Origin of the sequence: Saccharothrix hoggarensis, assembly GCF_042678885.1 — a bacterium.
GTDB classification, from domain to species: Bacteria; Actinomycetota; Actinomycetes; order Mycobacteriales; family Pseudonocardiaceae; genus Actinosynnema; species Actinosynnema hoggarensis.
The window spans coordinates 1-24,711 of record NZ_JBHTLK010000013.1; the positions used below are offsets into that span (position 1 = coordinate 1).

The 24,711-nt window shown below is 70.8% G+C and carries 30 protein-coding genes; 15 read left to right on the forward strand and 15 right to left on the reverse strand.

All coding sequences use genetic code 11. From position 1 onward, the window contains the following. A partial coding sequence (locus ACFQ3T_RS04790) for a HEAT repeat domain-containing protein (protein WP_380720178.1) occupies positions 1–581 on the forward strand: 581 nt, incomplete at its 5' end. Positions 582–590: 9 nt separating this feature from the next. Here ACFQ3T_RS04790 and ACFQ3T_RS04795 read toward each other — a convergent pair. The 3 genes from ACFQ3T_RS04795 to ACFQ3T_RS04805 are packed head-to-tail and all read right to left on the reverse strand — an operon-like array spanning position 591 to position 2,153. Further along, a complete protein-coding gene (locus ACFQ3T_RS04795; protein ID WP_380720180.1) occupies positions 591–1,379 on the reverse strand; it encodes an MOSC domain-containing protein in 789 nt (262 codons plus the stop codon). A gap of 4 nt (positions 1,380–1,383) precedes the next feature. Further along, positions 1,384–1,833: a DMT family transporter gene (locus ACFQ3T_RS04800; protein ID WP_380720183.1), complete on the reverse strand. Its 450-nt coding sequence runs from the start codon at positions 1,831–1,833 to the stop codon at positions 1,384–1,386. Beyond that, positions 1,833–2,153 (reverse strand): DMT family transporter, encoded by a 321-nt coding sequence (locus ACFQ3T_RS04805; protein WP_380720185.1) that lies wholly within the window; start codon positions 2,151–2,153, stop codon positions 1,833–1,835. The genes ACFQ3T_RS04800 and ACFQ3T_RS04805 overlap by 1 nt, the downstream gene beginning before the upstream one ends. Positions 2,154–2,258: 105 nt before the next feature. Between ACFQ3T_RS04805 and ACFQ3T_RS04810 the strand changes: the two genes are divergently transcribed. Both ACFQ3T_RS04810 and ppk2 read left to right on the forward strand, forming a co-directional pair. Beyond that, positions 2,259–2,657 carry a MerR family transcriptional regulator gene (locus ACFQ3T_RS04810; RefSeq protein WP_380720187.1) on the forward strand — a complete coding sequence of 133 codons (399 nt, stop codon included), beginning with the start codon at positions 2,259–2,261 and terminating at the stop codon, positions 2,655–2,657. Between the two features lie 73 nt (positions 2,658–2,730). Continuing rightward, complete coding sequence (gene ppk2 / locus ACFQ3T_RS04815; protein ID WP_380720190.1) at positions 2,731–3,708, forward strand: polyphosphate kinase 2; 978 nt, start codon at positions 2,731–2,733, stop codon at positions 3,706–3,708. 38 nt (positions 3,709–3,746) lie between these two features. On the opposite strand, the gene ACFQ3T_RS04820 is transcribed toward ppk2, so the two are convergent. Genes ACFQ3T_RS04820 through rpmB form a run of 6 tightly spaced genes read right to left on the reverse strand, consistent with a single transcriptional unit; the run spans position 3,747 to position 5,427 of the window. Then, the gene (locus ACFQ3T_RS04820) at positions 3,747–4,253 is read right to left on the reverse strand and encodes a hypothetical protein (RefSeq protein WP_380720192.1); all 507 of its coding nucleotides are present in this window, start codon (positions 4,251–4,253) and stop codon (positions 3,747–3,749) included. 56 nt (positions 4,254–4,309) lie between these two features. After that, entirely contained in the window at positions 4,310–4,432 is a 123-nt protein-coding gene (locus ACFQ3T_RS04825) for a hypothetical protein (RefSeq protein WP_380720195.1), read from the reverse strand. A gap of 53 nt (positions 4,433–4,485) precedes the next feature. Further along, on the reverse strand, positions 4,486–4,719 hold the full coding sequence (rpsR, locus tag ACFQ3T_RS04830; protein ID WP_380720198.1) for a 30S ribosomal protein S18: 234 nt from the start codon (positions 4,717–4,719) through the stop codon (positions 4,486–4,488). Between the two features lie 5 nt (positions 4,720–4,724). Next, the gene (rpsN, locus tag ACFQ3T_RS04835) at positions 4,725–5,021 is read right to left on the reverse strand and encodes a 30S ribosomal protein S14 (RefSeq protein WP_380720201.1); all 297 of its coding nucleotides are present in this window, start codon (positions 5,019–5,021) and stop codon (positions 4,725–4,727) included. Continuing rightward, complete coding sequence (rpmG, locus tag ACFQ3T_RS04840; RefSeq protein WP_380720203.1) at positions 5,021–5,188, reverse strand: 50S ribosomal protein L33; 168 nt, start codon at positions 5,186–5,188, stop codon at positions 5,021–5,023. The genes rpsN and rpmG overlap by 1 nt, the downstream gene beginning before the upstream one ends. Further along, complete coding sequence (gene rpmB / locus ACFQ3T_RS04845; RefSeq protein WP_380720206.1) at positions 5,188–5,427, reverse strand: 50S ribosomal protein L28; 240 nt, start codon at positions 5,425–5,427, stop codon at positions 5,188–5,190. The genes rpmG and rpmB overlap by 1 nt, the downstream gene beginning before the upstream one ends. Before the next feature lie 324 nt (positions 5,428–5,751). Between rpmB and ACFQ3T_RS04850 the strand changes: the two genes are divergently transcribed. Continuing rightward, the gene (locus ACFQ3T_RS04850; RefSeq protein ID WP_380720208.1) at positions 5,752–5,934 is read left to right on the forward strand and encodes a hypothetical protein; all 183 of its coding nucleotides are present in this window, start codon (positions 5,752–5,754) and stop codon (positions 5,932–5,934) included. Between the two features lie 11 nt (positions 5,935–5,945). Then, on the forward strand, positions 5,946–7,955 hold the full coding sequence (locus ACFQ3T_RS04855; RefSeq protein WP_380720211.1) for an APC family permease: 2,010 nt from the start codon (positions 5,946–5,948) through the stop codon (positions 7,953–7,955). 27 nt (positions 7,956–7,982) lie between these two features. Here the strand turns inward: ACFQ3T_RS04855 and ACFQ3T_RS04860 are convergent, their stop codons facing one another. Then, positions 7,983–8,345 carry a MerR family transcriptional regulator gene (locus ACFQ3T_RS04860; RefSeq protein ID WP_380720214.1) on the reverse strand — a complete coding sequence of 121 codons (363 nt, stop codon included), beginning with the start codon at positions 8,343–8,345 and terminating at the stop codon, positions 7,983–7,985. A gap of 72 nt (positions 8,346–8,417) precedes the next feature. Between ACFQ3T_RS04860 and ACFQ3T_RS04865 the strand changes: the two genes are divergently transcribed. Next, on the forward strand, positions 8,418–9,281 hold the full coding sequence (locus ACFQ3T_RS04865) for an NAD(P)-dependent oxidoreductase (protein WP_380720217.1): 864 nt from the start codon (positions 8,418–8,420) through the stop codon (positions 9,279–9,281). Between the two features lie 21 nt (positions 9,282–9,302). Here ACFQ3T_RS04865 and ACFQ3T_RS04870 read toward each other — a convergent pair whose 3' ends face one another. After that, the gene (locus ACFQ3T_RS04870) at positions 9,303–11,063 is read right to left on the reverse strand and encodes an ABC transporter ATP-binding protein (protein ID WP_380720220.1); all 1,761 of its coding nucleotides are present in this window, start codon (positions 11,061–11,063) and stop codon (positions 9,303–9,305) included. 177 nt (positions 11,064–11,240) lie between these two features. Then, entirely contained in the window at positions 11,241–11,957 is a 717-nt protein-coding gene (locus ACFQ3T_RS04875) for an SDR family oxidoreductase (RefSeq protein ID WP_380720223.1), read from the reverse strand. A 164-nt stretch (positions 11,958–12,121) separates the two neighbouring features. Between ACFQ3T_RS04875 and ACFQ3T_RS04880 the strand changes: the two genes are divergently transcribed. The 5 genes from ACFQ3T_RS04880 to ACFQ3T_RS04900 all read left to right on the forward strand — a co-directional run bounded on the left by ACFQ3T_RS04880 (position 12,122) and on the right by ACFQ3T_RS04900 (position 15,869). Continuing rightward, positions 12,122–12,838 (forward strand): TetR/AcrR family transcriptional regulator, encoded by a 717-nt coding sequence (locus ACFQ3T_RS04880; RefSeq protein ID WP_380720225.1) that lies wholly within the window; start codon positions 12,122–12,124, stop codon positions 12,836–12,838. 191 nt (positions 12,839–13,029) lie between these two features. Further along, positions 13,030–13,542, forward strand: a complete 513-nt coding sequence (locus ACFQ3T_RS04885) for a hypothetical protein (protein WP_380720227.1) — start codon at positions 13,030–13,032, stop codon at positions 13,540–13,542. Positions 13,543–13,635: 93 nt separating this feature from the next. Then, on the forward strand, positions 13,636–13,794 hold the full coding sequence (locus ACFQ3T_RS04890) for a hypothetical protein (protein WP_380720229.1): 159 nt from the start codon (positions 13,636–13,638) through the stop codon (positions 13,792–13,794). A 52-nt stretch (positions 13,795–13,846) separates the two neighbouring features. Then, the gene (locus ACFQ3T_RS04895) at positions 13,847–14,689 is read left to right on the forward strand and encodes a class I SAM-dependent methyltransferase (RefSeq protein WP_380720232.1); all 843 of its coding nucleotides are present in this window, start codon (positions 13,847–13,849) and stop codon (positions 14,687–14,689) included. A gap of 235 nt (positions 14,690–14,924) precedes the next feature. Further along, the gene (locus ACFQ3T_RS04900; protein WP_380720235.1) at positions 14,925–15,869 is read left to right on the forward strand and encodes a hypothetical protein; all 945 of its coding nucleotides are present in this window, start codon (positions 14,925–14,927) and stop codon (positions 15,867–15,869) included. 353 nt (positions 15,870–16,222) lie between these two features. Here ACFQ3T_RS04900 and ACFQ3T_RS04905 read toward each other — a convergent pair whose 3' ends face one another. Continuing rightward, complete coding sequence (locus ACFQ3T_RS04905) at positions 16,223–18,469, reverse strand: rhamnogalacturonan lyase family protein (RefSeq protein WP_380720238.1); 2,247 nt, start codon at positions 18,467–18,469, stop codon at positions 16,223–16,225. Positions 18,470–18,949: 480 nt separating this feature from the next. Here ACFQ3T_RS04905 and ACFQ3T_RS04910 point away from each other — a divergent pair, with 480 nt between their 5' ends. Continuing rightward, complete coding sequence (locus tag ACFQ3T_RS04910) at positions 18,950–19,411, forward strand: PaaI family thioesterase (RefSeq protein ID WP_380720241.1); 462 nt, start codon at positions 18,950–18,952, stop codon at positions 19,409–19,411. Positions 19,412–19,436: 25 nt separating this feature from the next. Here ACFQ3T_RS04910 and ACFQ3T_RS04915 read toward each other — a convergent pair whose 3' ends face one another. Then, positions 19,437–20,051: a DUF5958 family protein gene (locus ACFQ3T_RS04915; protein WP_380720243.1), complete on the reverse strand. Its 615-nt coding sequence runs from the start codon at positions 20,049–20,051 to the stop codon at positions 19,437–19,439. Between ACFQ3T_RS04915 and ACFQ3T_RS04920 the strand changes: the two genes are divergently transcribed. Both ACFQ3T_RS04920 and ACFQ3T_RS04925 read left to right on the forward strand, forming a co-directional pair. Next, positions 20,038–21,372 carry an NAD(P)/FAD-dependent oxidoreductase gene (locus ACFQ3T_RS04920; protein WP_380720246.1) on the forward strand — a complete coding sequence of 445 codons (1,335 nt, stop codon included), beginning with the start codon at positions 20,038–20,040 and terminating at the stop codon, positions 21,370–21,372. The two genes, ACFQ3T_RS04915 and ACFQ3T_RS04920, sit on opposite strands and share 14 nt — an antisense overlap. Further along, complete coding sequence (locus ACFQ3T_RS04925; RefSeq protein WP_380720248.1) at positions 21,369–22,970, forward strand: aminotransferase class I/II-fold pyridoxal phosphate-dependent enzyme; 1,602 nt, start codon at positions 21,369–21,371, stop codon at positions 22,968–22,970. Before ACFQ3T_RS04920 ends, ACFQ3T_RS04925 begins: the two co-directional genes overlap by 4 nt. Positions 22,971–23,134: 164 nt before the next feature. Here the strand turns inward: ACFQ3T_RS04925 and ACFQ3T_RS04930 are convergent, their stop codons facing one another. Beyond that, positions 23,135–23,536, reverse strand: coding sequence for a hypothetical protein (locus ACFQ3T_RS04930; protein ID WP_380720250.1), 402 nt, complete (start codon positions 23,534–23,536; stop codon positions 23,135–23,137). Positions 23,537–23,844: 308 nt separating this feature from the next. Here ACFQ3T_RS04930 and ACFQ3T_RS04935 point away from each other — a divergent pair, with 308 nt between their 5' ends. Continuing rightward, positions 23,845–24,630 carry a hypothetical protein gene (locus ACFQ3T_RS04935; RefSeq protein WP_380720252.1) on the forward strand — a complete coding sequence of 262 codons (786 nt, stop codon included), beginning with the start codon at positions 23,845–23,847 and terminating at the stop codon, positions 24,628–24,630. Positions 24,631–24,711: the final 81 nt, after the last annotated feature.

Genomic DNA, 24,711 nt, shown 5'->3' on the forward strand with positions numbered 1-24,711 from the left:
TCTTGGCCGAGGCCGACCCCAACGTCGCGGGCGCCCTGCGCTGGGCGCTCGCCCGATCGGGCGGCGACGGCCTGGCGACGTTGGCCGCCGGCACGCACTCGGACGACGTGGACGTCCGGCGGCGCGCCGTGCTGACGATCGCCGAGATGGCGGAGGCTCCGGGCGCGACCGCGGTGCTGGCGGACGCGCTCGGCGACCCGGATGCGACGGTGCGCCGGCACGCCGCTCTGGCGCTGGGCGGGCGCGGGGTCACGGCGGCTGTGCCGACGCTGGTCGGCATGGTGGTCGAGGGCTGCAACGACGTGGAGGCGGCGGAGGTCCTCGGAACGCTGTCCCAGAACCCCGGAGCCGCGGACGCGATCATGACCGCGCTGGCGGACGAGCTCGCCGCGCACACCGCGGACTCCGCGGTCCGGATTCGCCTGACCCAGGCCCTGGTCGAGCTGTCGGGGACCAAGGCCCGTGAGGTCCTGCGCGGACTGGCCCACGACGAGGACCGCGCCGTCGCCCTCGTCGCCTCGGCCTTCATCGGGGTGCTCGACGAGCGGTCCTCCGAAGACCCGGGCGAGGAGGGCTCCTGACGCGCCGGGTCACCGCCACTCGGTGACGGTGACGTCGTCGCCGACGGCGATGTCGCCGGGCGCGAGCACGGACGCCTTGGGGCCGAAGCTGACGCCGTCGGGCTCACGGCGGTAGTCGGCCAGGGTGCGCAACGGCTCCGGTCCGACGCGCACGCCGGACGACTGGTCGACCAGGGTCACCGCGCAGCGGATGGCCCGCTCGCCGAACCCGATCTCGGCGCCGCCGATCGTCATCCGGCCGACCCGGTCCTCGGTGTGCGGCTCGGGCCAACCGCTGATCACGATGTTGGGCCGGAACCGGTCCATCGGGACCGGAGTCGCCCCGCGCGCCGCGATCCGGGCGTTCAGACCGTCCAATGAGGACAGTGAGAGGACGAGCAGGGCGGTGGGCTCGGCGCCGTTCCCGGCCCGGCTCGCCCGAGCCGGTTCGCGCACCAGGCGGACGGACGTGCCGACCGCCCCGGACAGCCACTCCGCCGCCTCGTCGCCCTGGTCGATCCCGGATCCCGGCCACTTCTCCACCTCCACCGGCCGGGCGGCGCCGTCCACCGCCACGTCCAGCAGGAACTCCCCGGCGCCGGGCGCGCTCAGCGCCAGCTTCGCGCCGTCGTGCACCAGCCGGGCGCGGACGGCGGCCAGCAGCGGCGCCTCGCCCTGCCAGACGGTCGTCCCGTCCGGCCCGACCACCGCGAACAGCCGATCGTGGGCCAACCCCGTCGGGGTGACCTCGGCGCGGTCCAGGACGACCCCGCCACACCCCTTGATCGGGTACACCGTCAGCGCGGAAACGCTTGCCATGCGGTCAAAGTACCCGTTGTGATCCTCGCCGGCGGGCAGGTCGGTCGGAGAGCTTGAGCCACACGACGCCGGCGATGATCACGGTGAGCCAGAAGGCCTTCGCGGGGGTCAGGGTCTCGCCGAAGAAGACGGGGCCGAGCAGCGCGGCTCCGACCGCGCCGATGCCGGCCCAGACGGCGTAGCCGATGCCCACGTCGATGGTGCGCAGGGCGAGGCTGAGGGCGAAGAGCGTCAGGAGGAAGAAGACGATCGCGACGAGCGACCAGGACAGGGCGGTGAAGCCCCGGCTGCCCCCGACGGACAGGGCGTAGCCGACCTCGAAGGCCCCGGCGAGGAGGAGCACGAGCCAGGCCCGTGCACGGTCGCCGCGGGTGGCGGGCGTTTCGTCGGTCCTGTGAGGCCCTTCCGCACGACCGACGTCGGCGAGGTGTGTCGAGCCGGTGTCCTGGGCCATCACGCCGCTCCGCTCAGCTGGAGGCCGACGACCCCGGCGATGACGGCGGCGATGCCGAGGAGCTTGCGCCAGTCGAGCCGCTGGCCGAAGAGCAGGGCGCCGAGGACGACGATCCCGACGCCCGCGACGGAGGTCCAGATCGCGTAGCCGGCGCCGACGTCGAAGGTCAGCAGCGCCAGGCTGAGGAGGTAGGTGGCGATGCCGCCGCTGACCAGCGTGGCGGCGGTCCAGGCGGGACGGGTGAAGCCCCGCGCCTTGCCGGCGGCGAGCGCGACGGCGATCTCGAAGACGACGGCGACGCCGAGGTGGAGCCAGTGCATGGGGGTCCTTGGGTCGAGTAGCGGTCGGACCCGTCGATCGTGGAACCTCACACCGGTGTCAACTGCAAGAATCGGGAGCCGCCCGGTGAGCCCTGAGGAGGTCCCATGCGCATCGGCGAGGTCGCGGCCGCCAGCGGCGTCAGCACCCGGTCCCTGCGGTACTACGAGGAGCACGGGCTCATCCGGTCCGAACGCACCCCCGGCGGGTGGCGCGACTTCGACAGCTCCACGGTCGAGCGGGTCGTCATGATCCAGCACCTGTTCGCCGCCGGGCTGTCCAGCTCCACCGTCAACGAGCTCCTGCCGTGCCTGGAGGCCCCGCCCGAGGAGCGCACGGGCGTCATGGAGGAGCTGCTCGCCCGGGAGGTCGAGCGCCTCGAAGCCAAGCGCCGCGACATCGACCGGGAGATCGACACGCTGCGCGCGCTCCGCGGCGAGATGACCCCGGCGGGCGATGTCCCGCCGGCAAGGACACCGGCCCGGGTGCCGCACGACTGGTCCTGACCTGCGGGAAGGCTGGGGTGCGGAGTCGGCGCCGCGGGCGTTTGCCCCGTGCCGGCCTGGGTACGCCGATCCGGTGAACAACCCGCTCGACATCTCCGACCTGTTCCCCGGACTCCGCGTGGAAGACCTCGTGGTCGACTACGACGACGCGGAGGACCCCGTGCTGAGGCACGCCGACGGCACGCCGATCGACACCTGGCGGGAGAACTACCCGTACTCGACGCGGCTGACGCGCGAGGAGTACGAGGTGTCCAAGCGGCTGTTGCAGATCGAGCTGCTGAAGCTGCAGTACTGGACCAAGGACACCGGTGCGCGGATGGTCATCGTGTTCGAGGGACGTGACGCGGCGGGCAAGGGCGGCACGATCAAGAGGTTCACCGAGCACCTGAACCCGCGCGGGGCGCGGGTGGTGGCGTTGAGCAAGCCGACCGACCGCGAGCAGGGCGAGTGGTACTTCCAGCGGTACGTCGACCACCTGCCGACCGCCGGTGAGATCGTCATGTTCGACCGGTCCTGGTACAACCGCGCCGGCGTGGAACGCGTCATGGGCTACTGCACCGACGAGCAGTACGAGCGGTTCATGCGGCAGGCCCCGACGTTCGAGCGGATGCTCGTGGACGACGGGATCACGCTGGTCAAGCTGTGGTTCTCGGTGTCGCGCGCGGAGCAGCGGACGCGGTTCCTGATCCGGCAGGTCGACCCGGTCCGGCAGTGGAAGCTCAGCACGAACGACGTCAAGTCGCTGGACCTGTGGGACGCCTACACGGAGGCGAAGGTGGCGATGTTCCGCGCCACCGACACGGAGGCCGCGCCGTGGACCGTGGTGAAGAGCAACGACAAGAAGCGGGCCAGGTTGGAGGCCATGCGCAGCGTGCTGGCGCGCGTGGACTACGCCGACAAGGACGTGGAGGTGGTCGGCGAGCCGGACCCGAGGGTGGTCGGGCCGGCGGCCACGCTGCTGGAGGAGGGGGAGGACGAGTCGTCGCTCAGCCCTACCCCCATCGCGCCCTTCGACGACCCGGACCACGGCCCCGGCGTCCACCCCGATTAGGGACCGCCTGCCGGGGGTCTTGCGCCGCCCGGCGCGGGTCAGGCCCGGTTGGCGAGCTGGGCGGCGGCGAAGAGGAACAGCAGGACGGTGAAGCTGGGTAGGGCGACCAGCGTGGCGAGCCAGAACGCAGCCTGCCGGCGGCGGAGGAACAGCCAGGTGATGAAGCTCGCGAGCAACCAGGGGAACAGCATGCGGCCGAGCACCTGGCCGGCGGCGTAGCCGGAGGACGGCGCGCCGGCCGTGGCGACGATGAGCACGACCGTCGCTCCGACCCACACCAGGGCGCCGAGCATGCAGCGTCCGAACGACGTTCTGGCGGGTGGTGCGGGCTGCGGCGGCGGGCCGGGGTAGTACGGGTGCTGGTGAACCGGGTAGGGCTGGTGCTGAGGGCCGGGGTACGGGTACTGCTGCTGAGGGTCGGGGTACGGGTACTGCTGCTGCTGCTGAGGGTCCGGGTACGGGTACTGCTGCGGCTGCGGCATGGGCGCCGGGTGCGGGGTGGGCGCCTGAGGCGGCCGGTTGGTCGGGTTCTGGTCGAAGTCCATCAGGGATCGCCTTCCTGCGAGGTGGACCCGACAGTAGTAGGCCGCGTCCGGCGACTTCAGCGGTGCACGTGGACGTGCGGCCTCACGTCGTCCCACGAGGGCAACACGGCCGCGGTGTGCGGGCGGCCGGCGATGTGGCAGCGGCGCTGGGGCGCGGCGGGCATCGGCATGATCGTCATCCTTGGCCGGTGGGGAACGGGGGCGGGCCGCCGGTCGTCGGCGGCCCGCCCGGTCAACGTCCCTGGCTGGGATAGGGGAGCAGCGCCATCTCGCGTGCGTTCTTGATGGCGGTGGCGACCTGGCGCTGTTGCTGCGGCGTCAGGCCGGTGACGCGGCGGGAGCGGATCTTGCCGCGGTCGGAGATGAACTTCCGCAGCAGCGTCGCGTCCTTCCAGTCGACGGTGGTGATGCCCTCTTTGCGCAGCAGGTTCACCCGGCGCTTCGGGGCGCGTTCGGCTTTCGGCACGCGGCTCACCAGCTCGACTTGGCGACGCCGGGCAGCTCGCCCCGGTGCGCCATCTCGCGCAGCCGGATGCGGGACAGGCCGAACGCGCGGTTGAAGGCCCTGGGACGACCGTCCACGGCGTCACGGTTGCGCAGCCGCGTGGGGCTGGCGTCGCGGGGGAGCTTCTGCAGCGCGCGCTGCGCCTCGTCCCGCCGGTCGGGGTCGAGGCGGATGATCTCCTTCAGCTCCGCCCGTCGCTCGGCGTACCGGGCGACGACCTCGCGTCGCTGCCGGTCCTTGGCGATCTTGGACTTCTTGGCCATCAGCGCTCCTCGCGGAAGTCGACGTGCCGGCGGACGACGGGGTCGAACTTGCGCAGCACCATGCGGTCGGGGTCGTTGCGCCGGTTCTTGCGGGTGACGTAGGTGTAGCCGGTGCCCGCCGTGGAGCGGAGCTTGATGATCGGCCGGACGTCGTTGCCCTTCGCCATCAGACCTTCACCCCCTGGCGGCGCAGCTCGGCCACCACGGCCTCGATGCCGCGCCGGTCGACGGTCTTGATGCCCTTGGTCGACAGGTTCAGCACGACGTGCCGGTTCTCGGAGGCCAGCCAGAACCGGCGTCGCTGGGTGTTGGGCAGCCAGCGACGCGAGGTGCGCCGGTGGGAGTGCGAAACCTGTTTGCCGAAACCGGGTTTGCGCCCGGTCACCTGGCAGTGCCGTGATGACACGCTACCTCCTTAAAACGACAATCGTTTCCGTTAGGCTAACCCATGAGCGGTCACGGCCCTGTTCGGTGGTCGGTTCCGGCCGAGGGCGTTGAGCGTTCTGTGATGACCGGTGCACGCGGCGTGTTCATCGCTTGACTGGGCCGACCCCGGTTCACCTCGGGGACCGAGGTTTTGTCGTGCTTGCCGAAACGGCTCGCAGCCCGGCGGCGGCGCGCGATCGCGACGACCTCGGCATCAGGATCGCGTAAGGAACAGGGGCACCGGCCCGAACGCCCGGTCCGCCGACACTAGGGTCCGCCGAGGAGGTCGGGGGAGGTCGGCGGCATGTCCGGGCGGACGTGGTTGTTCGGGTTCGCGCGACGTCCGCCGCGTGACCGCGCACCCACCGTGGTCGGTGCGGTCCGGCGCGCCCGGGGTGACGACGCGGCGCGCCCGCGACCCGCCGCGGCCGACCACGTCCTGTTCCCGCCAGTCCTGGCCGCGTTCGGCCGGACCGAGACCATCTAGGCCACCACCCCATGCCGAAGCTCGCCGCCGTCACCAAGCGGCTCCTGGTCGGGCGGCCGTTCCGCAGCGACCGCCTGTCCCACACCCTTCTCCCCAAGCGCATCGCGCTGCCGGTGTTCGCCTCCGACCCCATGTCGAGCGTGGCGTACGCGCCGGAGGAGATCCTGCTGGTGCTGTCCGTGGCGGGCGCCTCGGCGTACGTGTTCAGCCCGTGGATCGCGGTGCTCGTCGCCGTGGTGATGGCCGCGGTGGTGGCCTCGTACCGGCAGAACGTCCGCACCTACACGTCGGGCGGCGGCGACTACGAGGTCGCCACGGTCAACCACGGACCGCGGTGGGGCCTGGTGGTCGGCAGCGCGCTGCTCGTGGACTACGTGCTGACGGTGGCGGTGTCGATCGCCTCGGCCGCGGCCACCATCGGCTCCGCCGTGCCGTTCGTGGCGTCGCACAAGGTGGAGTTCGCCGTGGGCGCCATCGTCGTGCTGACCGCCATGAACCTGCGCGGGGTGCGGGAGTCCGGCACCGCGTTCGCCATCCCCACCTACGCCTTCGTCTTCGGCATCCTCGCCATGATCGTGTGGTCGCTGGTCCGCGTGTACGTGCTGGGCGGGGACGTGCGGGCGGAGAGCGCCGACTTCCGGCTGGTGGAGGAGCACGGCAGCCTGGCCGGGCTCGGCTTCGCGTTCCTCGTCCTGCGCGCCTTCTCCTCCGGCAGCGCGGCGCTGACCGGCGTCGAGGCGATCAGCAACGGCGTGCCCGCGTTCCGCAAGCCCAAGGGCCGCAACGCCGCCACCACGTTGCTGATGATGGGCGTGCTCGCCATCACCATGTTCCTCGGCCTGATCATGCTGGCCCGGCTCACCGGCGCCCAGGTCGCCGAGGACCCGGCCCACCAGCTGATCGGCGCGCCCGCCGACTACGAGCAGAAGACCCTGGTCGCGCAGCTCGCCAACGCGGTGTTCGCCGGGTTCCCGCCGGCCACGTGGTACGTCATCTTCTTCACCGGCCTGATCCTGGTGCTGGCCGCCAACACCGCGTTCAACGGCTTCCCGGTGCTCGGCTCCATCCTCGCCCAGGACCGCTACCTCCCGCGCCAGCTGCACACCCGCGGCGACCGGCTGGTGTTCTCCAACGGCATCGTGTTCCTCGCCGGGTTCGCCATCGTCCTGGTCGTGGCGTTCGACGCCGAGGTCACCCGGCTGATCCAGCTGTACATCGTCGGCGTCTTCATGTCCTTCGTGATCAGCCAGAGCGGCATGATCCGCCACTGGACGCGCCTGCTGCGCACCGAGACCGACCCCGCGGCACGACGGCGCATGCGCCGCTCGCAGGCGGTCAACGCCTTCGGCTTCGCCATGACCGCGCTCGTGCTCGCCGTCATCCTGATCACCAAGTTCACCCAGGGCGCCTGGATCTCGCTGGCCGCCATGGCCGCCATCTACGCGGTGATGAGCGCGATCCGCCGCCACTACCAGCGGGTCGGCGACGAACTCCGGGAGGACGACGACGAGCCCGTCACGCTGCCGTCACGCAACCACGCCATCGTGCTGGTCTCCCGGCTGCACCGCCCCACCAAGAGGGCGCTGGCCTACGCCAAGGCGCTGCGCCCCGACCGGCTCGAAGCCGTCACCGTCAACGTCGACGACCAGGACACACGCGCGCTCGTCGCCGCGTGGGACGAGCAGAACTTCTCCGTCCGGCTCAAGGTCATCGAGTCGCCGTACCGCGAGATCACCAAACCGGTCCTCGACTACGTCAAGCGGATCCGCGGCGACAACCCGCGCGACGTCGTCACGGTGTTCATCCCGGAGTACGTCGTCGGCCACTGGTGGGAACAGCTGCTGCACAACCAGAGCGCGTTGCGGCTGAAGGGCCGGCTCCTGTTCGAACCCGGCGTCATGGTGACCAGCGTCCCGTGGCAGCTCGCGTCCTCGAAGAAGGTCCACGAACGCCACGCCCTCGCGCCGGGCGCGATCCGTCGCGGCCTGTACGCCAAGAACGGCGAACACCGGGAAGGCTGAGCCGGACGGGACGACGTCGGCGCCGGCCTAACCGGCGAGCCGCTGCTCCGTGGCCGCCAGGTACTCCCGCAGCGTCCGCCGCGACCGGATGAGCGTGTCGATCCGCTCGTCCAACCCGTCGATGCGCGCCCGCAGCAGCTCCAGGGTCTCCGGGCACGGCTTCAGGTCGGGCGCCGGGCCGGTCGCGCACGGCTGGAGGTAGCCGATCTCCTGGGTGGACAGGCCGGCATCGAGCAGCTTCCGGATCTGGCCCACGGTCAGCACGGCGTCGTCGTCGTACTCCCGGTAGCCGTTGCCGGCGCGGTCGGGCACCAGCAGGCCCTGGGCCTCGTAGTACCGCAGCTGGTGCGGGTTCACCCCGGTCCGCTGACTCAGCTCCCCGATCAGCACGCGTCTCTCCCCTTGACCTTCATACCGGTGTGAAGGTTGACGATTGTGCCACCGAACCACAAGGGGGAGCACATGACTCACACCGGCACACCCGTCACGGTCCTCGGCCTCGGGATGATGGGCGGGGCCCTCGCCGGGGCGTTCCTGCGCGCGGGACACCCGACCACCGTGTGGAACCGCACGGCGGCCAAGGCCGACGACCTGGTGGCGCGGGGCGCGACGCTCGCCGCGTCACCGTCCGCCGCGATCGCGGCCTCACCGCTCGTGGTGGTCTGCGTGTCGGACTACGACGCCGTGACGGACGTCCTCGACGGCCCGCTCGACGGCCGGGTCGTCGTGAACCTGACCTCCGGCACGCCCACGCGCGCCCGAGCCCTCGCCGAGGAGGTGGCCGGCCGCGGCGGCGGCTACCTCGACGGCGGGATCATGGCCGTCCCGGACGCCGTCGGCACGCCCGACGCCATCATCGCCTACAGCGGCCTGCGATCGCTGCACGACGCCCACAGGTCCACATTGGACATCCTCGGCACGTGCCTGCACCTCGGCGACGACCCCGGCCTGTCGGCCACCCACGAGATGGCCACGCTCGTCCTCATGTGGGGCATGCTCGACGGCTTCCTCAACGGCGTCGCGATCCTCGGCACCGCCGGCGTGCCCCCCACGGCGTACGTCCCCATCGCCCGGACGGCGATCGACACCGTGGCCGGCTGGCTGCCGGGCTACGCGCGACAGGTCGAGGAGGGCGTCTACCCGGCCGACGATGGCACCGTCGACACCCACCTGTCGGTGATGGCGCACGTGATCGAGGAGAGCGAGTCGCTCGGCGTCAACGCCGACCTTCCCAGGCTCGCCAAGGCGCTGACCGAGCGCGCCGTGACCGCCGGTCACGGCTCCAGCGGGTACGCGGCGCTGGTGGAGCAGTTCCGCCAGGCGTGACGCGCGTGGTGGGGGCGGACGTCAGGCCGGGCGGCCCGCGTGCAGCCGGGCGTACGCACCCCCACCGCGCAGCAACTCCTCGTGCGAGCCGACCTCCCGGATCGCGCCGTCCCGCATGACGACGATGCGGTCGGCGTCGCGGATGGTGGACAGCCGGTGGGCGACCACGAACGTCGTCCGGCCGCGCACCAGCCTGGCCAACGCCTGCTGCACCAAGGCCTCGGAGTGGGTGTCCAGGGCGGACGTGGCCTCGTCGAGGATCAGCACGCGGGGGTCGCGCAGCAGGGCGCGGGCGATGACCAGGCGTTGTCGTTGGCCGCCGGACAGGTGCGAGCCCCGGTCGGCCACCGAGGTCTCGAGCCCGTCCGGCAGGTCTTCCACGAAGTCGAGGGCGTTGGCGTCGCGCAGCGCCGCCCTGATCGCGGCGTCGTCCGCGTCGGGCATGCCGAAGGCGACGTTCTCGCGGACCGTGCCGTCGAACAGGATCGGCTCCTGCGGCACCACGGAGATGAAGCGCCGGTACGTGCGCAGGTCGAGTTCGGCCAGGTCGACGCCGTCGAGGAGGATGCGGCCGGAGCGGGGGCGGATGAAGCCGATGAGCAGGTTGAGCACCGTCGACTTGCCCGCGCCCGAAGGGCCGACCAGCGCGATCGTCTCGCCCGGCGCGACGGAGAGGGTGAAGTCCCGCACCGCCGGGCGGTCCGTCCCGTCGTAGGCGTGTCCGACGGCGTGGAACTCCACCGCGCCGCGGACCCCCTTCACCTCGACCTTGCCGTGGTTGTCCTCCAGGTCGGGGGTGCGCAGCACCTCGCTCGCGGAGCGGATGGACTCCAGCCCCTTGGAGATGACCGGCGCCAGGCTCATCAGGGTGGCCAGCGACGTGGTGGACGTGGTCAGGAAGGCGCTGAGCATGACGACGTCACCTGCCGTGATGCCCCAGACGCCGTGGTAGGCGACCAGGGCGGAGGCAGTCAGGAAGAGCACCCCCAGGATGTTGAGGAACACCCACGACAGCGAGGCGACCCGGCCGTTGAGCAGGTCCAGCCGCATCCCCGAGGTCAGGACCCTGCGCAGGGTGTCGTCCATCCGGCGCAGGGCGTGGCCTTCCAGCCCGTGCGCGCGGGTGACGGGGATGAGCTGGGTCATCTCGTTCACCCGCGCGGCGAGGTGTTCCACGTCCTGGCGGAACACCTCGTTGTGGTCGCGCAGGCGAGATCGCAGCCGCAGCACCACCAGCGACGCGAGCGGCACGATCACCAGCAGGAGCGGCAGGAACTGCGGGGCGCGGACGCCGACGATCGTCAGGCCGCCGATCAGGACGGTGATCGCGCTCATCCCGGTGTCGGTCGTCTGCTGCACCATCTGCTCGACGGTCTCGACGTCGCGGACCACCTTCGCCTGGAGCACGCCGGCGCTGGTCCGGTTGTGGTAGCCGATCGACAGCTCCTGCAACCGGGTGCACAGGGCGGACCGCAGCTCGGTGCCCGCCCGCCGCACGCTCCCGTGCAGGAGACGGACGTACAGCAGGTGCAGCGGGTAGTTGACGACCAGGATGACCATGATCAAACCGGTGGCGACCCACATCCCGGCGAGCGGTGCGCGGAGCACCACGGTGTCGACGATGGTGGCCGTGACGAGGGGGAGCAGCCAGACCGGGCTGTGCTTGACGACGAAGACGGCGAGCGCGCCGGTCAGGTGCCGGCGGTGCGGGCGGAACAGGCGGCCGAGAGCGCGCAGGGGTCCGGGATCTTGGTGTCCTCGGGGAGCGTCGGACGAGGTCACCGAGGGGGTGCTCCCTTCATCGCCGTGCCGCTGGAAAGCGCTTTCCTGATTCTGGAGAGGGGAGGGGGCAGTGTCAAGGTGGGCTGTGCTCGGACGCCGCCGCGTCCACCATCGGCCACGCCGTGGTCATGAACGGCGGTCAGACCGCCTGAGCGCCCCGTCGGCTCCGAGCGGCCTTCAGGCGGCGCCGCCGTTGACGAAGACCGTCTGGCCGTTGACCCACCCGTCCGGGGCCGCGAGCAGGCTGACCACCTTGGCGATGTCGTCGGGGGTGCCGAGCCGTTCCATCGGGCTCATCCCCGCGATGCGCTCGACCGCGGCCTGGTCCTTGCCGTCGAAGAACAGGTCGGTCGCGGTGGGACCGGGTGCGACGGAGTTGACGGTGACGCGCCGTCCGCGCAGTTCCTTGGCCAGGATCGGCCCCAGCGCCTCGACCGCGCCCTTGGTGGCCGCGTACGCGGCGTAGGTGGGCAGGTTGAGCCGGGTCACCGACGTGGAGAAGTTGACGATCGCGCCGCCGGGCCGCACCCGACGGGCGGCTTCGCGGGCCACGACGAACGTGCCCCGGACGTTCGTGCGGTACATGCGGTCCAGCTGGTCGAGGTCCAGCTGGGCCACGGGCCCGAGGACCATCACGCCGGCCGCGTTGACGACGACGTCCACGCCGCCGTACCGCTGCTCCGCGGCGTCGAACAGGGCCGCGACGGCGTCCTCCTCGGCCACGTCGACCCGGACCGCGACGGCCCGGCCACCCGCGCCCTCCACCTCGGTGACCGCCGCCTTGGCCGCCACCTCGTTGCCGACGTAGCCGACGACGACCGCTTGGCCGTCGGCGGCGAGACGGTTGACGACGGCACGGCCGATGCCGCGCGACCCGCCGGTCACGATCGCCACGCGCTCACTCCCAGGCACAACGCCCTCCCTCTCTTGTTGTCATCGCTAACGCTAGAACGTTGACTGTGACAACGCAACTCGCTAACCGAAATCTGTTAGCAACGCCAGCGTGGAGGTCGTGTTGGCGACGCGAGCGGCATCGTTCCCCTGTTATCGTCGCTAACGTGAAGCGTGACTTGACGCGGGAGCGGATCGTCGAGGCCGCTTACGACCTGCTGAACCGGGAAGGCCGCGAGGCGCTGTCCACGCGCGCGGTCTGCGCCGCGTCGGGAGTGCAGTCGCCGACCATCTACCGGCTCTTCGGCGACAAGCGGGGTCTGCTGGACGCGGTCGCGTGCCACGGTTTCGAGGCTTACCTGGCGGGCAAGACGGCGCTCGCCGAGACCGACGACCCCGTTGACGACCTGCGCCGCGGGTGGGACCTGCACGTCGAGTTCGGCACGAGCAACCCCGCCCTGTACTCCCTGATCTACGGCGACGCCCGGCCCGGCGTCGAGTCACCGGCGGCCGAGCGCGCGTCGGCCGTGCTCGCGAAGCAGGTCAAGCGCATCGCCGAGGCCGGGCGCCTGCGGGTCAGCGAGGAGCGCGCCGCGCACCTGATCCACGCCGCCGGCTGCGGCATGGTCTTCACCCTCATCTCCCTGCCACCACAGGACCGCGACCCCGACCTGTCGACCCTGGCCCGCGAATCGGTGATCGCCGCCGTCACCACCGAACCCTCCACGACGCCCGCCAAGACCGACGCCGTGACCGCGGCGGTCACGCTGCGCTCGGTCGCGCCCACGGTGACAGCGCTGACGGACAACGAAAGAGCCCTGCTCTCCGACTGGCTGAACCGCATCGCCACGACGACCGACCCCGCTCACCACGAGCAGCGGTGATTCGGCCAGTCACCGGGGGAGCGGCGCGAAAGGCCGGTCGGCGTCGGTGTCGGACCGATCTCCGCGGCGGTGGGCTTGCGCCCGTCCCCGGGTTCGCGTGGGATGGCTGCTGGTCGGCAGCGCCGTGCTCCTGCTGCTGCCCGACGTGCGTGGCATCCGCCTTGACGTCGACGTGCGCACGGGATGAGGGGATGCGACAGGTGGTCCGCACGATCATCGCGTTCACCGCGGCCTTGGCGGCGGTGCTCGGGCTTGTCGCCTGCGACACCCAACGGGGCGCCGGCGGCAGGTGCACCTCGGCGGACGAAGAGGTGACCCGCGGGTTGGAGGACAACGCGGTCCTCGACCTCGCACCGCCCGGCGCGACGGTCAGCGAGCGGTACGCGAAGATGCCGTGCCAGGACGAGGACAAGACGGGAGAGGTGGGCCGACAGGTGTCCTCTTCAGACGGTCACGAGTCGGTTCTCGCCTTCTACCGCTCGGAGATGCCGAAGCACGGCTGGAGCCTCGTCCGGCAGCGGGAGGACGAGCCGGGCCGGGTGAACGGGGATGGGCCGAACCAGTGCTACGAGAACCCGTCGGTGCCGGGCGTCGCCCTGGTGCTGTCGGTGGGCCACGGGGAGAACCCGTCCACCGACTCGCACCTGGCGTTCAGGTTCAAGGCGGACCGCGGGAGCGGCTGCGCCGACAACTACCGCAGCTGACTCCGGGCTGCGCGGGATGTCGGCCGAGCAGCGGGTGTTCGCCGCCGTTCCACAAGAAGGGACGGCTCCTGGCGGTTCGACGCCCGGCCGCTGATGGCCGTCGTCGACGAGGCGCTCGGGACCGTCGCCGGGCAGCAGGGCGTGACCGTGGAGCAGCTCGCCGACTCGACGCTCGCCACGCTCTGCGGTGCGGAGCGGGTACCGGAGCTGAAGATGCCCTGCAGGGCTGATGCCTCCCGTCCGAGCGGGTGATTGCCCGTCGGGCTGGGGGACGGCGAGCCGGACGTGCTGGTAGACGTCGGGTATGAGCTTCGGGGGCGAGGTCGACGCGATGGTCCGGGCGAACCAGGCGAACTGGGACGCGCGGACGCCGGTCCACGTGGCGAGCGAGTTCTACGCCGTGGGCAGGCGCGACCCGCAGCGGTGGTTCGCGCCGTTCGAGTGGGCCGCACTCGGTGACCTCGCCGGCCGGGAGGTGGCGCACCTGCAGTGCCACATCGGGACCGAGACCATCGCGCTGGCCCGGCGTGGCGCCCACGTCACCGGGCTGGACTTCTCGGCCGCGGCGGTGGCCGAGGCACGCCGGATCGCGGCGGAGGAGGGCGTCGAGATCGACTACGTGCAGGCGGACGTCCACGACGCGGTGGAGAGGTTGGGCGCGGCGCGGTTCGACGTCGTGTACACCGGCAAGGGCTCGTTGTGCTACCTGCCGGACCTGCCGCGGTGGGCGGCGACCGTGGCCGACCTCCTCACGCCGGGCGGTTTCGTCTACGTCGCCGAGTTCCACCCGCTGCTCAACGCCCTGGGGCCCAAGCCGGAGCCGGGGGAGGGGCCGGAGTTGTTGTTGCGGCACGACTACCTCGAAGGCCGCGGCGCGATCGAGCGTGACGCGACCTACACGTACACCGACGGCCCGGCCCTCACCACCGCGACCGTGGCGTACGAGTGGATGCACTCGATCGGGGAAGTCGTCACCGCGCTCGTGCGGGCCGGCCTGCGGATCCACGACCAGACCGAGAGCGACCTGCTGCCGTGGCCGCGCTGGGAACGGATGACGCGCACCGACAGCGGCTGGTGGGCACTCCCGGACGGTGACCCGCGGATCGCGCTGATGTACGGCCTGAAGGCGTCGAAGCCGACGACGTGACGTCCGCTCGTGCCGCGCCGACCGACCTCGGAGCGGGTGCTTCGCGGACGTCGAACCGAACATTGCCGGAAGTCGGAAACCCGCCACGGCCCGGAGTGGCCGACAACCGCCGTTGTCGACGGTGATCACGTCGCGGAGGATTGAGCCACGTCGACAGGTGCTCTCGCGGGTCCGGAGCGGGACGCGGGGCGCTGGTCAACCGACCGCGTCGACACGGGGTTGAGGGGGATTCGCGATGCGAGCGACAGTGATCGGCGCTGTGCTCATCGGGTTGGTGTCGGCCGCCGTGCCGGCCCAGGCGCAGGTGTCACCGACGCAGGCGCAGGCGTCGTGCGCCTGGGTCGCGTCGGACCTGCCGCTACCCGCCGGCGTCACCGGGGGGCGGGTCGTCGCCGCGGGGCCGAACGGCTACCTCGCCGGGCACGCGCGGCTCGGCGGCATGCTCGTCTGGCACAACAGGGTCCTGAATCAGCTCACCGTGCCCGCCGGCACGACGACGATGATCAACGCGGTCAACGGCCGCGGCGACGTCGTCGGCTACGACGTCCCGAACAGCAAGGCCTTCCTGCACCGCGACGGCGTCTACCGGGTCCTGCCCAGCCCGGCGGGTCAGCGCGCGGAGGCGGTGGCGATCAACGAGTCGGGTGACGTCGTCGGTTACCTCGGCGACGGCGCGGCGCCCTATGAGGCCGTGGTGTGGAAGGCCGACCAGCCCGACACCTACCGGGTCCTCGGCTGGGGCAAGGCGGTCGGCATCGACGACGCGGGACGGGTGGTGACCGAGTCGGGCGAGATCCACCACCCGGACGGCACGTCCACCCACCTCGACGGCTACCCGAGTCTGCGCATCGAGCGGTACGAGGACGGGCACATCCTGGGCCGCCACTGGGACGAGCTCAACTACCTGCGCGAGTGGGACGTCACCGGCGCCCAGGTGCGGCGCTGGGACCCGATGGTGTCGAGCCACACGGGCATCAACGCCGGCGGCCTGCTCGCCCTGTGGTACTTCAAGTACGGCAACCGCGGCAACACGCTGGGCGTGTGGCGCGGGGGCACTTTCATCAGCGACGTCGGCCCCAGGATCAACGTCAACGCGGTGACCGACGCGGACGAACTCGCCGGTTCCCGCGAGGTCGTGGCGGGGCAGCCGTGGAAGCCCGCGACGTGGACGTGCGGCTAGCACCTCGCCGGGGCGACTCGGGCTGAGCGCCGGCGCGACTCATCGGGCGGTGGAGTGGGACCAGGCACAACGGTCCCGCCCCACCGCCCGACGCGTTCCGGGACCGGCGGCTGAAGTGCTGGTCGGCGCTCTTGACGTACGTGTGCTGGGAGATCCGCGCGCCCCCGACGGTTGACTTCTCCCACACGTCCAAAGACAGGCCGGACTGCCGGTTGACCAGGCTGATCACGACGGCGCGCGGAGTGAAGCGATGTTCGACAATGTCCGGGCAGGACGAAAACTCGCGTGTGCCCGAGCCCGGCGCGAGGCGCGGACACACGCGAGTGCTTCGTCAAGCCCTGGTCAACTCGTGGTCAGCGGGCGTAGTACACGTCCGGCCAGGGCGGGGTGACCATGCCGCTCCCGATGTGGAAGCTGGGGTGCGGGGGCTGGTTGTAGGCGGTGTTCTGCCACGCGATGGCGACCCGGTACATGGTGTCGTGCATCAACGTGGGGATGCGGCGGTCCGTCTGGTTCGGCGTGGAGTAGATCCTCAGCGCCGAGTTGTCCGACGTGCGCCAGACGACCTCTTCACGCCAGTCGCCGAACAGGTCGGCCGACAGGGCCGGGGTGGCCTTGGTGCCGTTGTTCGAGGCCACGCCCGAACCGGTGAGCAGTCGGGTGTCGCCGCTGGTGCCGTACTTGTCGATCCGGGTCTGGTCCAGCAGCTCGCGGGACGTGTCGCCGTCCCACCAGATCAGGAAGTTCGCCGACGACGGCTTGCGCCCGATGCCGGTGCCGCGCGTGTTGCGCAGCTCACCGTCCATGTTGGACCACGACTCCGCGCCGGGGCTGCCCGCCCAGATGTCCGCCGACACGCCACGACCGTTGTCACCACCCGACGGGGTGGTCCACAACCGCTGCCCGGTCCGCGCGTCGGCGAACCACGACCCCGGCTGGTTGCTGCTCTCCGACACCTTGAAGTACTCCAGCCCCGGACGCGACGGGTCCAGATCACCCAGGTGCGCCGCGTCACCGTGCCCGAGACCGCTGGTCCACAGACCCCGGCCGTTGTCGTCGATCATCGCCGCGCCGTAGGCGATCTCGTCCCGACCGTCCCCGTCCACGTCACCCACGCTCAACGAGTGGTTGCCCTGACCCGCGTACCCCGACTGGTTGTTGGAGTCGAACGTCCACCGCTTCGTCAGCGCGCCGTTGCGGAAGTCCCACGCCGCGATGACGGCACGCGTGTAGTAACCACGCGCCATGATCAACGACGGACGCGCGCCGTCCAGGTACGCCGTGCCCGCCAGGAACCGGTCCACCCGGTTGCCGTAGGTGTCACCCCACGAACCCACGTTGCCCCGCGGCGGGTCGTAGCTCACCGTCGACATCGCCGCACCCGTCAGACCGTTGAACATGGTCAGGAACTCCGGCCCCGACAGGATGTAACCACCCGAGTTCCGGTAGTCGGCCGTAGCGTTCCCGATCACCACGCCACGACCGTCACGCGTGCCGTCGGCGGTCTTCATCGCGACCTCGGCCCGACCGTCACCGTCGTAGTCGTACACCTGGAACTGCGTGTAGTGCGCACCCGCCCGAATGTTCCGACCCAGGTCGATGCGCCACAACCGCGTGCCGTCCAACCGGTACGCGTCGATGAACACGTTCCCGGTCACGCCGGACTGCGAGTTGTCCTTCGCGTTGTCCGGGTCCCACTTGACCACGAACTCGTAGTCGCCGTCACCGTCGAGGTCGCCGACGCTCGCGTCGTTCGCGCTGTAGCCGACGCCGGGCGACTGGATCGGCACGTCCCGGTAGCCCGGACCGAACCCGAGCGACGCCGGGGACGCGGCCTGCTCGGCGCCGTCCACCACGGCGCGGACGGTGTAGGAGGCGTCCGACGCCGCGCCGCTGTCCAGGTAGTTCGTGGAGGACGTGATCGGCGAGGCGTTGAGCTTGGTGGCGCCCCGGTACACGTTGAACCCGACGTTCTGCGGGTCGCCGGCCAGCAGTCGCCAGCTGACGAGGTTGCCGGTGCCCGACCGCACGCTCACCACACCGCGGTCCAGCCGCTCGACCTGCTTGCGGCCGGTCGGGTCGGACGGGACCGGACCAGTGGTGGTCGTGGTAGTCGTGGTCGTGGTGGTGGAGGTCGACGTGGACGTGGACGTGGACGTGGTGGTCGTCGTGGTGGGGTCGACGCCGCCCGTGCACACCGTGCCGTTGAGCGTGAACGTCGTGGGCACGCCCACCACGTCGCCGGTCATGGTGCCGTTGAAGCCGAACGACGCCGTGCCGCCGGTCGGGATCGACCGGTTCCAGTCGACGTTGGCCGCCGACACGCTCGCGCCCGAGGCGGTGAACGTCGCGTTCCAGCCCTGGCCGAACCGCTCGGAACCGGGGAACGACCAGGCCAGGGTCCACCCGTCGACCGGGTCGCCGAGGTTCTTGATCGTGACGTTGGCGGAGAAACCGCCCTGCCACTTGTTCTGCACCACGTAGTCGACCCCGCAGCCCGGGGCCGCCGAGGCCACACCGGCGACCAGCAGGCCTCCGGTCAGTGCGCTGATCGCCGTGCCGGCGGCGATCGCACGCACCCTGAACGAGTTGGTGAGCACCGTTGCTCCTTCATCGCACTTCTGGGAGCGCTCCCAGTCCTGATCTACAACCTCGGCGTCTTGAAACGTTTCATTGACCGCCGTATCGGAAAGCGCTATCCAGTAAGGCCGCGTTGTCGGTCAGGTCGCTCGCGCGCCCCTGATTGGTGTCCGGTTATCGTTGGCGTCCGTGATGTTCCGACCCCAATGACGCTGTGGAGACCGTACGAACGACGCCGTCCCGGTGTCAACAGCCCAACGAAAAGTTTCGACGCCCCGGTCACACATCGCCCGGATGGTCCAGCGCCGTCTCACGTCGATGCGGAGCCGCTGCTCTTGTCGAATATTCGACAGCGGCACGCTCGCGTACCGGCCGGCGCATCGGAGCTTCGATCACCGGGGGGTGGCACCGTGAGGGCGTCCAATCCGGACACCGCGACGACGTCCGACCATCCCTGACCGCGCGAAAGATCGCTTTCCGCTTCGCCTACTGTGGACACCGTGACCAGCATCCAGGAGCGCCTTTACCCCACTCTGCCGTGCTTCGGCTGCGGCCACGCCAACGCCAAGGGGCTGCGACTCCGCAGCTACCCCGCCGGTGACGGGCTGGTGGCCGCGGCGTTCACGCCGTGGCCGGAGCACGACAACGGGCTCGGCTACCTCAACGGCGGCATCATCTGCACCGTGCTCGACTGCCACAGCGCCGCAGCCGTGATGCTGGAAGCCGAGGCACGGGGGTGGGAGCCGCTGGGCGACGCCGCGCTGTCCTACGTGACCGCCGGTCTGGACGTGCGCTACCTGCGGCCGACGCCGCTGAACGACCAGGTGGAGCTGCGGGCGACCGTGCGCGATGCGTCCGAGGCGCAGATGACCGTGGACGTCTCGCTCGTGTGGGACGGCAAGACGCGTGCCGAGGCCACGGCGCTGTGGAAGCGGTGGCGCCCCCGAGCCTCCACCGGCTGACCGTCGACGTCACACCCGCGTGACATCACCCGGTACCCGAGCCGATCTGGCGGCCGGGCGACAGGTGGTGCCAGGCGTGGCCGCACCCATCGGCGCAGTAGCGCGCACGCCTGCGCTCGTCCGCGACGCCCAGCAGCGCGACGAGCAGCCGAAACGCTTTGACCCGCTCGTCTGCGGGCAGGTTGACGATCTTTGCCAACTGCTCGGTCAGCCGCCCGCGCGTGATCAGCACCGCCGGGGTGTGAGTCGGTCGGATGCCCGAACGCCGGACGCTCTCGGCCCCGTCCTCAACGGTGGCGCGAGCCTGCACGCAGTACTCGGCGACGTCGCGCAGGGTGGTGACCTGGTCGTCGGCGGCAAGGCCCTCGAACCACCCGACGCCCTCCGACAGGGGACGCAGGCCCTGGGCGAGCTCGTTCAGGATGATCCCACGTTCGTGCATCTCGCCGAAGTCCTCCCTACACCCGTTCATCATGGCGCAGTCATCGCTGCCGACTCCTGGGGAGAGAAGTAAATCGCGGCGCGAATTGCCGATCTCCGACGTGAATGGCGGGTGCCGCAAGCGCAGGGGGGTGCTGGGCCGTTCGGCTCTGTACAGCGTGTGACGGTCCTGTTGGGATGCTCGGATGTACAACGCCATTGTGATAGGTGGTCGGTGTGCCGGGGCGGCTGTCGGCGCGCACCTGGCCCGGCGAGGGCTCCGGGTGTTGGTGGTCGATCGGTCGCGGTTTCCCAGTGATGTGCTGTCCACGCACTTCGTGTGGCCGCACGGGGCTTCCTACCTGAACCGGCTGGGCATCCTGGACCAGGTGCGGGCCGTCACGCCCGCGCACACCGACGTCACGGTGGTCAACGACGGGATCGCCTTGCGCGGCAGCATCCCGGAGGAGTTGCTGCGCAACCAGTTCCGCCTGCTGCACGACGACGACAGCGGGATCACGACCGAGTACTTCTCGGTTCGGCGGAACGTGCTGGACAAGCTGCTGGTCGACAACGCGGTGGCGGCCGGCGTGGAGTTCCGCGAGGGGTACACAGTCAAGGAACTCCTGCGGGACGACGACGGGACCGTCATCGGCATCAAGGGCCGGGACGGCACGGTCGAGCACGCGCAGGTGGTGATCGGGGCCGACGGCCGCAACTCCTTCGTCGCGCGCGCCCTCGGGATCGAGAAGTTCGACGAGCGGCCGCGCTGCACCTACGCCTACTGGAGCTACTTCAGCGGCATCCCCGACGCCGACGCGCAGATCCACCGCCGGGGCCGGCTGGGGATGGCGATGGCGTCGACCAACCACGGGCAGACGATGGTGCTGACGTGGGGGCCCAGCGAGTGGGCCGCCGAGTTCCGGGCCGACGTCGAGGGAAACTTCCACCGCGCGCTCGGGCTGATCAGCGAGGAGGCGGCCGTCACCGTGGCGGGGGCCGTGCGGGAGGAGCGCTTCTACGGGACGCTCGACCAGGCCGCGTACCTGAGGCAGCTGCACGGGCCCGGCTGGGTGCTGGTGGGCGACGCCGAGTCGTTCAAGGACCAGTGCACGGCGCTCGGGATCACCCACGCCCTGCGTGACGCGGAGCTGGCCGCGGAGGCGGTCGGCCGGTGGCTCGGCGGCGAGACCGACCGCGACACCGCGATGGCCGGGTACGCCGCCAAGCGGCGCAGCCAGACCGCCGCGGCCTACTACGACTACGTGTGCACGCTCGCGGAGATGAAGCCGCTGCGGCACGACGAGCTGCAGCTGTTCGCGATCCTGCGCGGGAACCAGGCGGAGATCGACCGCTTCATCGCCACCCACGTCGACGTGGCGCCGGTCTCGGAGTTCTTCGACCCGTCCAACGTCTTCCTGCTCAACGACACGGCCAAGGAGTCCTCGCGCGACCACAGCGTGTTCGCCGACTTCGAGGCGACGTACCGCGAGCACCAGCGGAACCCGTTCGCGCGCGTGGAAGCGGAGGCGACCCGATGACCGGCACCCTGGCCCACGAGCGCGAGGACGGCGAGGTCGTCGCCGCGCTCATCGCCGCGGCCGACGCGGCCGGCACCGACCCGCTCACCGCGGCCAAGGCGGTCGCCGCGGCCGCGCGCGAGGTGTCGGACATGATGCGGAACTGGGCGTCCCACATCCCGTGGGAGGACCTGGAGGAGCTGGACAGCCTCCCGGTGGATGACGTCGTCCGCTTCTTCGACGAGGAGTACCCGGCGGTCCGGGCCGACCTGGAACCGATGTGGGAACCGGCGACGACGGCCGCGCCCGCGATCGACCCCGACGAGGACTACGCGCTAGACAAGAACGCGTACGACTTCTTCCGGCCCGTCGGGGCCAACCTGCTCGGCCGGACCGAGGAGTTCCACGGCTGGGTGGAGGCGCGCAGGCGCACCGAGACCTGGCAGTACTCCCGCGTGCTGGAGGCGGCGCCCGGCGGGGTCGCGACCATCACCAACGACCTGAGCAAACCCGCCCGGGGCATCAACTTCAACTCCCAGGACTACCTGTCGTTCAACGCCCACCCGGAGATCCGGGAGGCGGCGGTGAAGGCGATGCGCGACTTCGGCCCGCACAGCGCCGGGTCGCCGATGGTGCTGGGCAACACCCGCATCTCCGACGAGCTGGAGGCCGCCCTCGGCGAGCTGGTCGGCCTCGAACACGTGACGCTGTTCTCGAACGGGTGGTCGGCGGGGTTCGGCACCGTCACCGGCCTGGTCCGCCAGGAAGACCACATCCTCATCGACCGCCTCGCCCACTCGTGCCTGCAGACGGGAGCGCGCGCGGCGACCAGGAACATCACCCGCTACACGCACCTCGACGTCGAGGCCGTGCGCGCGCACCTGGCTCGCATCCGCGCGACCGACACGCGCAACGGCATCATGGTGATCACCGACGGCTTGTTCTCCGTCGACGCCGACTGGCCGGACATCGTCACCCTGCAGGCGATCTGCCGCTCGTACGACGCGACCCTGCTGGTCGACGTCGCCCACGACCTCGGCTCGATGGGCCCCGGCGGCACGGGCGTCCTGGGCATGCAGGACATGCTGGGCGAGGTCGACCTGGTCATGGGCGCGTTCTCCAAGACCTTCGCGTCCAACGGCGGCTTCGTCGCGGCCAAGTCACCCGCGGTCAAGCAGTACATCAAGATGTTCGCCGGGTCGCACTTCTTCTCCAACGCCCTGTCCCCGATGCAGACCGCCGTGGTGCTCAAGGCGGCCCAGATCATCCGCACCGACGAGGGGGAGGCCCTACGCGGGCGGCTGTTCAACGCCATCCACGCCCTGCGCGACGAGCTGACGACGCGCGGGTTGACGTGCATGGGCTCGCCGAGCCCGATCGTGCCGGTCCTGATCGGGAACGAGAAGCTGGCCCGGACGGTCAACCGCCTCCTGTTCGACCGAGGGGTGCTCGCGTTCATGGTCGAGTTCCCCGTCACCCCGACCGGCGCGTCGCGCTTCCGGTTGCAGGTGCAGGCCGCGCACGAGCCGGAGCAGGCGCGGGAAGCGGCCCGCATCATCGACGAGGCCCTTCGCGACGCGAGGGAATACCTGTCCAGCGCGTTCGGCAACTCGTTCTAGCGGGACGGGGCCACAGCGCACTGCACCGGCACGTACCGCACGTCGGCTGACCGCGCCTCGACCCCGTACCGGTTGAAGGTTCCGCCTCTTCGCCACTCGTGGTGACGAAGAGGCGGAACCTTCGTTCAGGTCACCGGAACCCGGATACCGCCTTTTCCCGGAAATCAGGCTTCGACGCGTTGGGGCGGTGTGCACCCCAGCCCGTCACTGACGCACTGCGTCAACCACAACGGCGTGCCTTCGGCGATGTCCAGGTTGACGCCGTGGCAGCCCATTTCGGCTCCGTCGATGTCCTTGACCGAGGCGCGCAGGGTCCAGTTGTCGTTGTAGAGCTTGGCGGTGACGCTGTGGGCGTCGGCGCGCTTGTCGCAGACGCCCAGGCGTTCGCCGTAGGAGTTGAACGTCACCGTGCCGTAGGAGTTGTCGATGTAGCCGTCGATCGCCGCTTGGGCCGGGATCGCGGACGCGGTCGGCAGTGCGGCGATGGCGGCGAACGTCGCCGCCGCGAGAAACGCGCCGCGGTGACGTCGTGAGGTCCGGGGAGCGGTGCTGTGGTGTTCGGTCATCTCGGTTCGTCTCCTCCTCGTGTGCGACGGGGCGTCGCGGTGACCAGTCGACATCGCATCGGTGCTGGTGGGGGAGCGAGTCGCGCGCGACTCGCACTCCTCCGGCCGAGTTTCGGGACAATGCGTCGGTGGCTGACGAGGCGGACAGGGCGCTGTCGGAGTTCTGGGAGCAGTTCGACCGCGCGCTGGAGCGCGCTGGGAACCCGCGGGTGAAGCGGCTGGTGAAAGCCGCGTTGGAGAACCACGACATCGACCTCCCGGAGAACACCGTCAAGGGGTGGATCGAGAAGCGCCACTTGCCCAGGTCAGTGGATTCGCTGCTGCTGTTGATGCGGGTTCTCGGCGCGGAGCGGCAATGCGATTGGGAAGCGCTGCTGGACCGCGCCAACGCGGCCAAGCGGCGAAGCGCTCCGGCTACCCGTCCGGCCGTCGCGTCGGAAACGGTGACGACGCCCGAAGAGAAAACGACACCGGAAAGCGAAGTGGCGCCGGACCTCGGCCGTAGATCGCGGTGGCGGTCGCGGGGCGTCCGGTGGTGGGCGGGTGGTGGAGCGGCCGCGGCGGTGATCGCCGCACTCGTCGCGCTCTTCGCGGCCGGTGGGTGGCGCACGATCACCGGCAGCTCCGAGTCGTCCGCGACGGTCTCCACCTCTTCGGGCGATACCGGCGTGACGGGCGCCGAAAGGAGAGGTGTGCCGTGCTGGCGCACCACCTCGACCGCTCCCGCGCCATCGTCGCCCGCCTCCAGCGCGCAACCATCCCCGCGGCCGAAGGCCTACGCCCCAGGAGGCGCCGGTGACGCCGAGCTCGTGCTCGACCAGCGCCACATCGTCGTGGTCGACGGTTCCGCTGACGGGTGCGCGGTCGTCCTGAGCGTGCGCGCGGACGGCAGCGAGGTCGGGCCTTGGGCCAACGCCGAGGGGAAGACCGGGAGGATCAAGGACGGCGCCCCGATCCCGCCCAAGATCGTCGAGTTGCCGTGGCTGGACACCGTGCGCCGACTGGAGTTCCGCGCGTGCTTCGGCGAGGTGGTCGACAAGCGCCCCGTGTTCCGGGAGACCGACTGCGGCGCGTGGGTGGCCGTCGACCGGTAGGGACGATGCCGCCGGCGCGGCTCACAGGGAACAGGCCGGAGCGTGGCGCGGGGAGGTGTTCCACGTCCCGGTGAGCATCAG

Bases quoted from the DNA above. Each gene is read 5' to 3' on its own strand.
- ACFQ3T_RS04795 (WP_380720180.1), bottom strand. From the start codon at position 1,379: ATGGCAAGCGTTTCCGCGCTGACGGTGTACCCGATCAAGGGGTGTGGC.
- ACFQ3T_RS04800 (WP_380720183.1), bottom strand. From the start codon at position 1,833: ATGGCCCAGGACACCGGCTCGACACACCTCGCCGACGTCGGTCGTGCG.
- ACFQ3T_RS04805 (WP_380720185.1), bottom strand. From the start codon at position 2,153: ATGCACTGGCTCCACCTCGGCGTCGCCGTCGTCTTCGAGATCGCCGTC.
- ACFQ3T_RS04810 (WP_380720187.1), top strand. From the start codon at position 2,259: ATGCGCATCGGCGAGGTCGCGGCCGCCAGCGGCGTCAGCACCCGGTCC.
- ACFQ3T_RS04820 (WP_380720192.1), bottom strand. From the start codon at position 4,253: ATGGACTTCGACCAGAACCCGACCAACCGGCCGCCTCAGGCGCCCACC.
- ACFQ3T_RS04825 (WP_380720195.1), bottom strand. From the start codon at position 4,432: ATGACGATCATGCCGATGCCCGCCGCGCCCCAGCGCCGCTGCCACATC.
- rpsN (WP_380720201.1), bottom strand. From the start codon at position 5,021: ATGGCCAAGAAGTCCAAGATCGCCAAGGACCGGCAGCGACGCGAGGTC.
- rpmG (WP_380720203.1), bottom strand. From the start codon at position 5,188: ATGGCGAAGGGCAACGACGTCCGGCCGATCATCAAGCTCCGCTCCACG.
- ACFQ3T_RS04850 (WP_380720208.1), top strand. From the start codon at position 5,752: ATGTCCGGGCGGACGTGGTTGTTCGGGTTCGCGCGACGTCCGCCGCGT.
- ACFQ3T_RS04855 (WP_380720211.1), top strand. From the start codon at position 5,946: ATGCCGAAGCTCGCCGCCGTCACCAAGCGGCTCCTGGTCGGGCGGCCG.
- ACFQ3T_RS04865 (WP_380720217.1), top strand. From the start codon at position 8,418: ATGACTCACACCGGCACACCCGTCACGGTCCTCGGCCTCGGGATGATG.
- ACFQ3T_RS04885 (WP_380720227.1), top strand. From the start codon at position 13,030: ATGCGACAGGTGGTCCGCACGATCATCGCGTTCACCGCGGCCTTGGCG.
- ACFQ3T_RS04890 (WP_380720229.1), top strand. From the start codon at position 13,636: ATGGCCGTCGTCGACGAGGCGCTCGGGACCGTCGCCGGGCAGCAGGGC.
- ACFQ3T_RS04895 (WP_380720232.1), top strand. From the start codon at position 13,847: ATGAGCTTCGGGGGCGAGGTCGACGCGATGGTCCGGGCGAACCAGGCG.
- ACFQ3T_RS04900 (WP_380720235.1), top strand. From the start codon at position 14,925: ATGCGAGCGACAGTGATCGGCGCTGTGCTCATCGGGTTGGTGTCGGCC.
- ACFQ3T_RS04920 (WP_380720246.1), top strand. From the start codon at position 20,038: ATGTACAACGCCATTGTGATAGGTGGTCGGTGTGCCGGGGCGGCTGTC.
- ACFQ3T_RS04915 (WP_380720243.1), bottom strand. From the start codon at position 20,051: ATGGCGTTGTACATCCGAGCATCCCAACAGGACCGTCACACGCTGTAC.
- ACFQ3T_RS04925 (WP_380720248.1), top strand. From the start codon at position 21,369: ATGACCGGCACCCTGGCCCACGAGCGCGAGGACGGCGAGGTCGTCGCC.
- ACFQ3T_RS04930 (WP_380720250.1), bottom strand. From the start codon at position 23,536: ATGACCGAACACCACAGCACCGCTCCCCGGACCTCACGACGTCACCGC.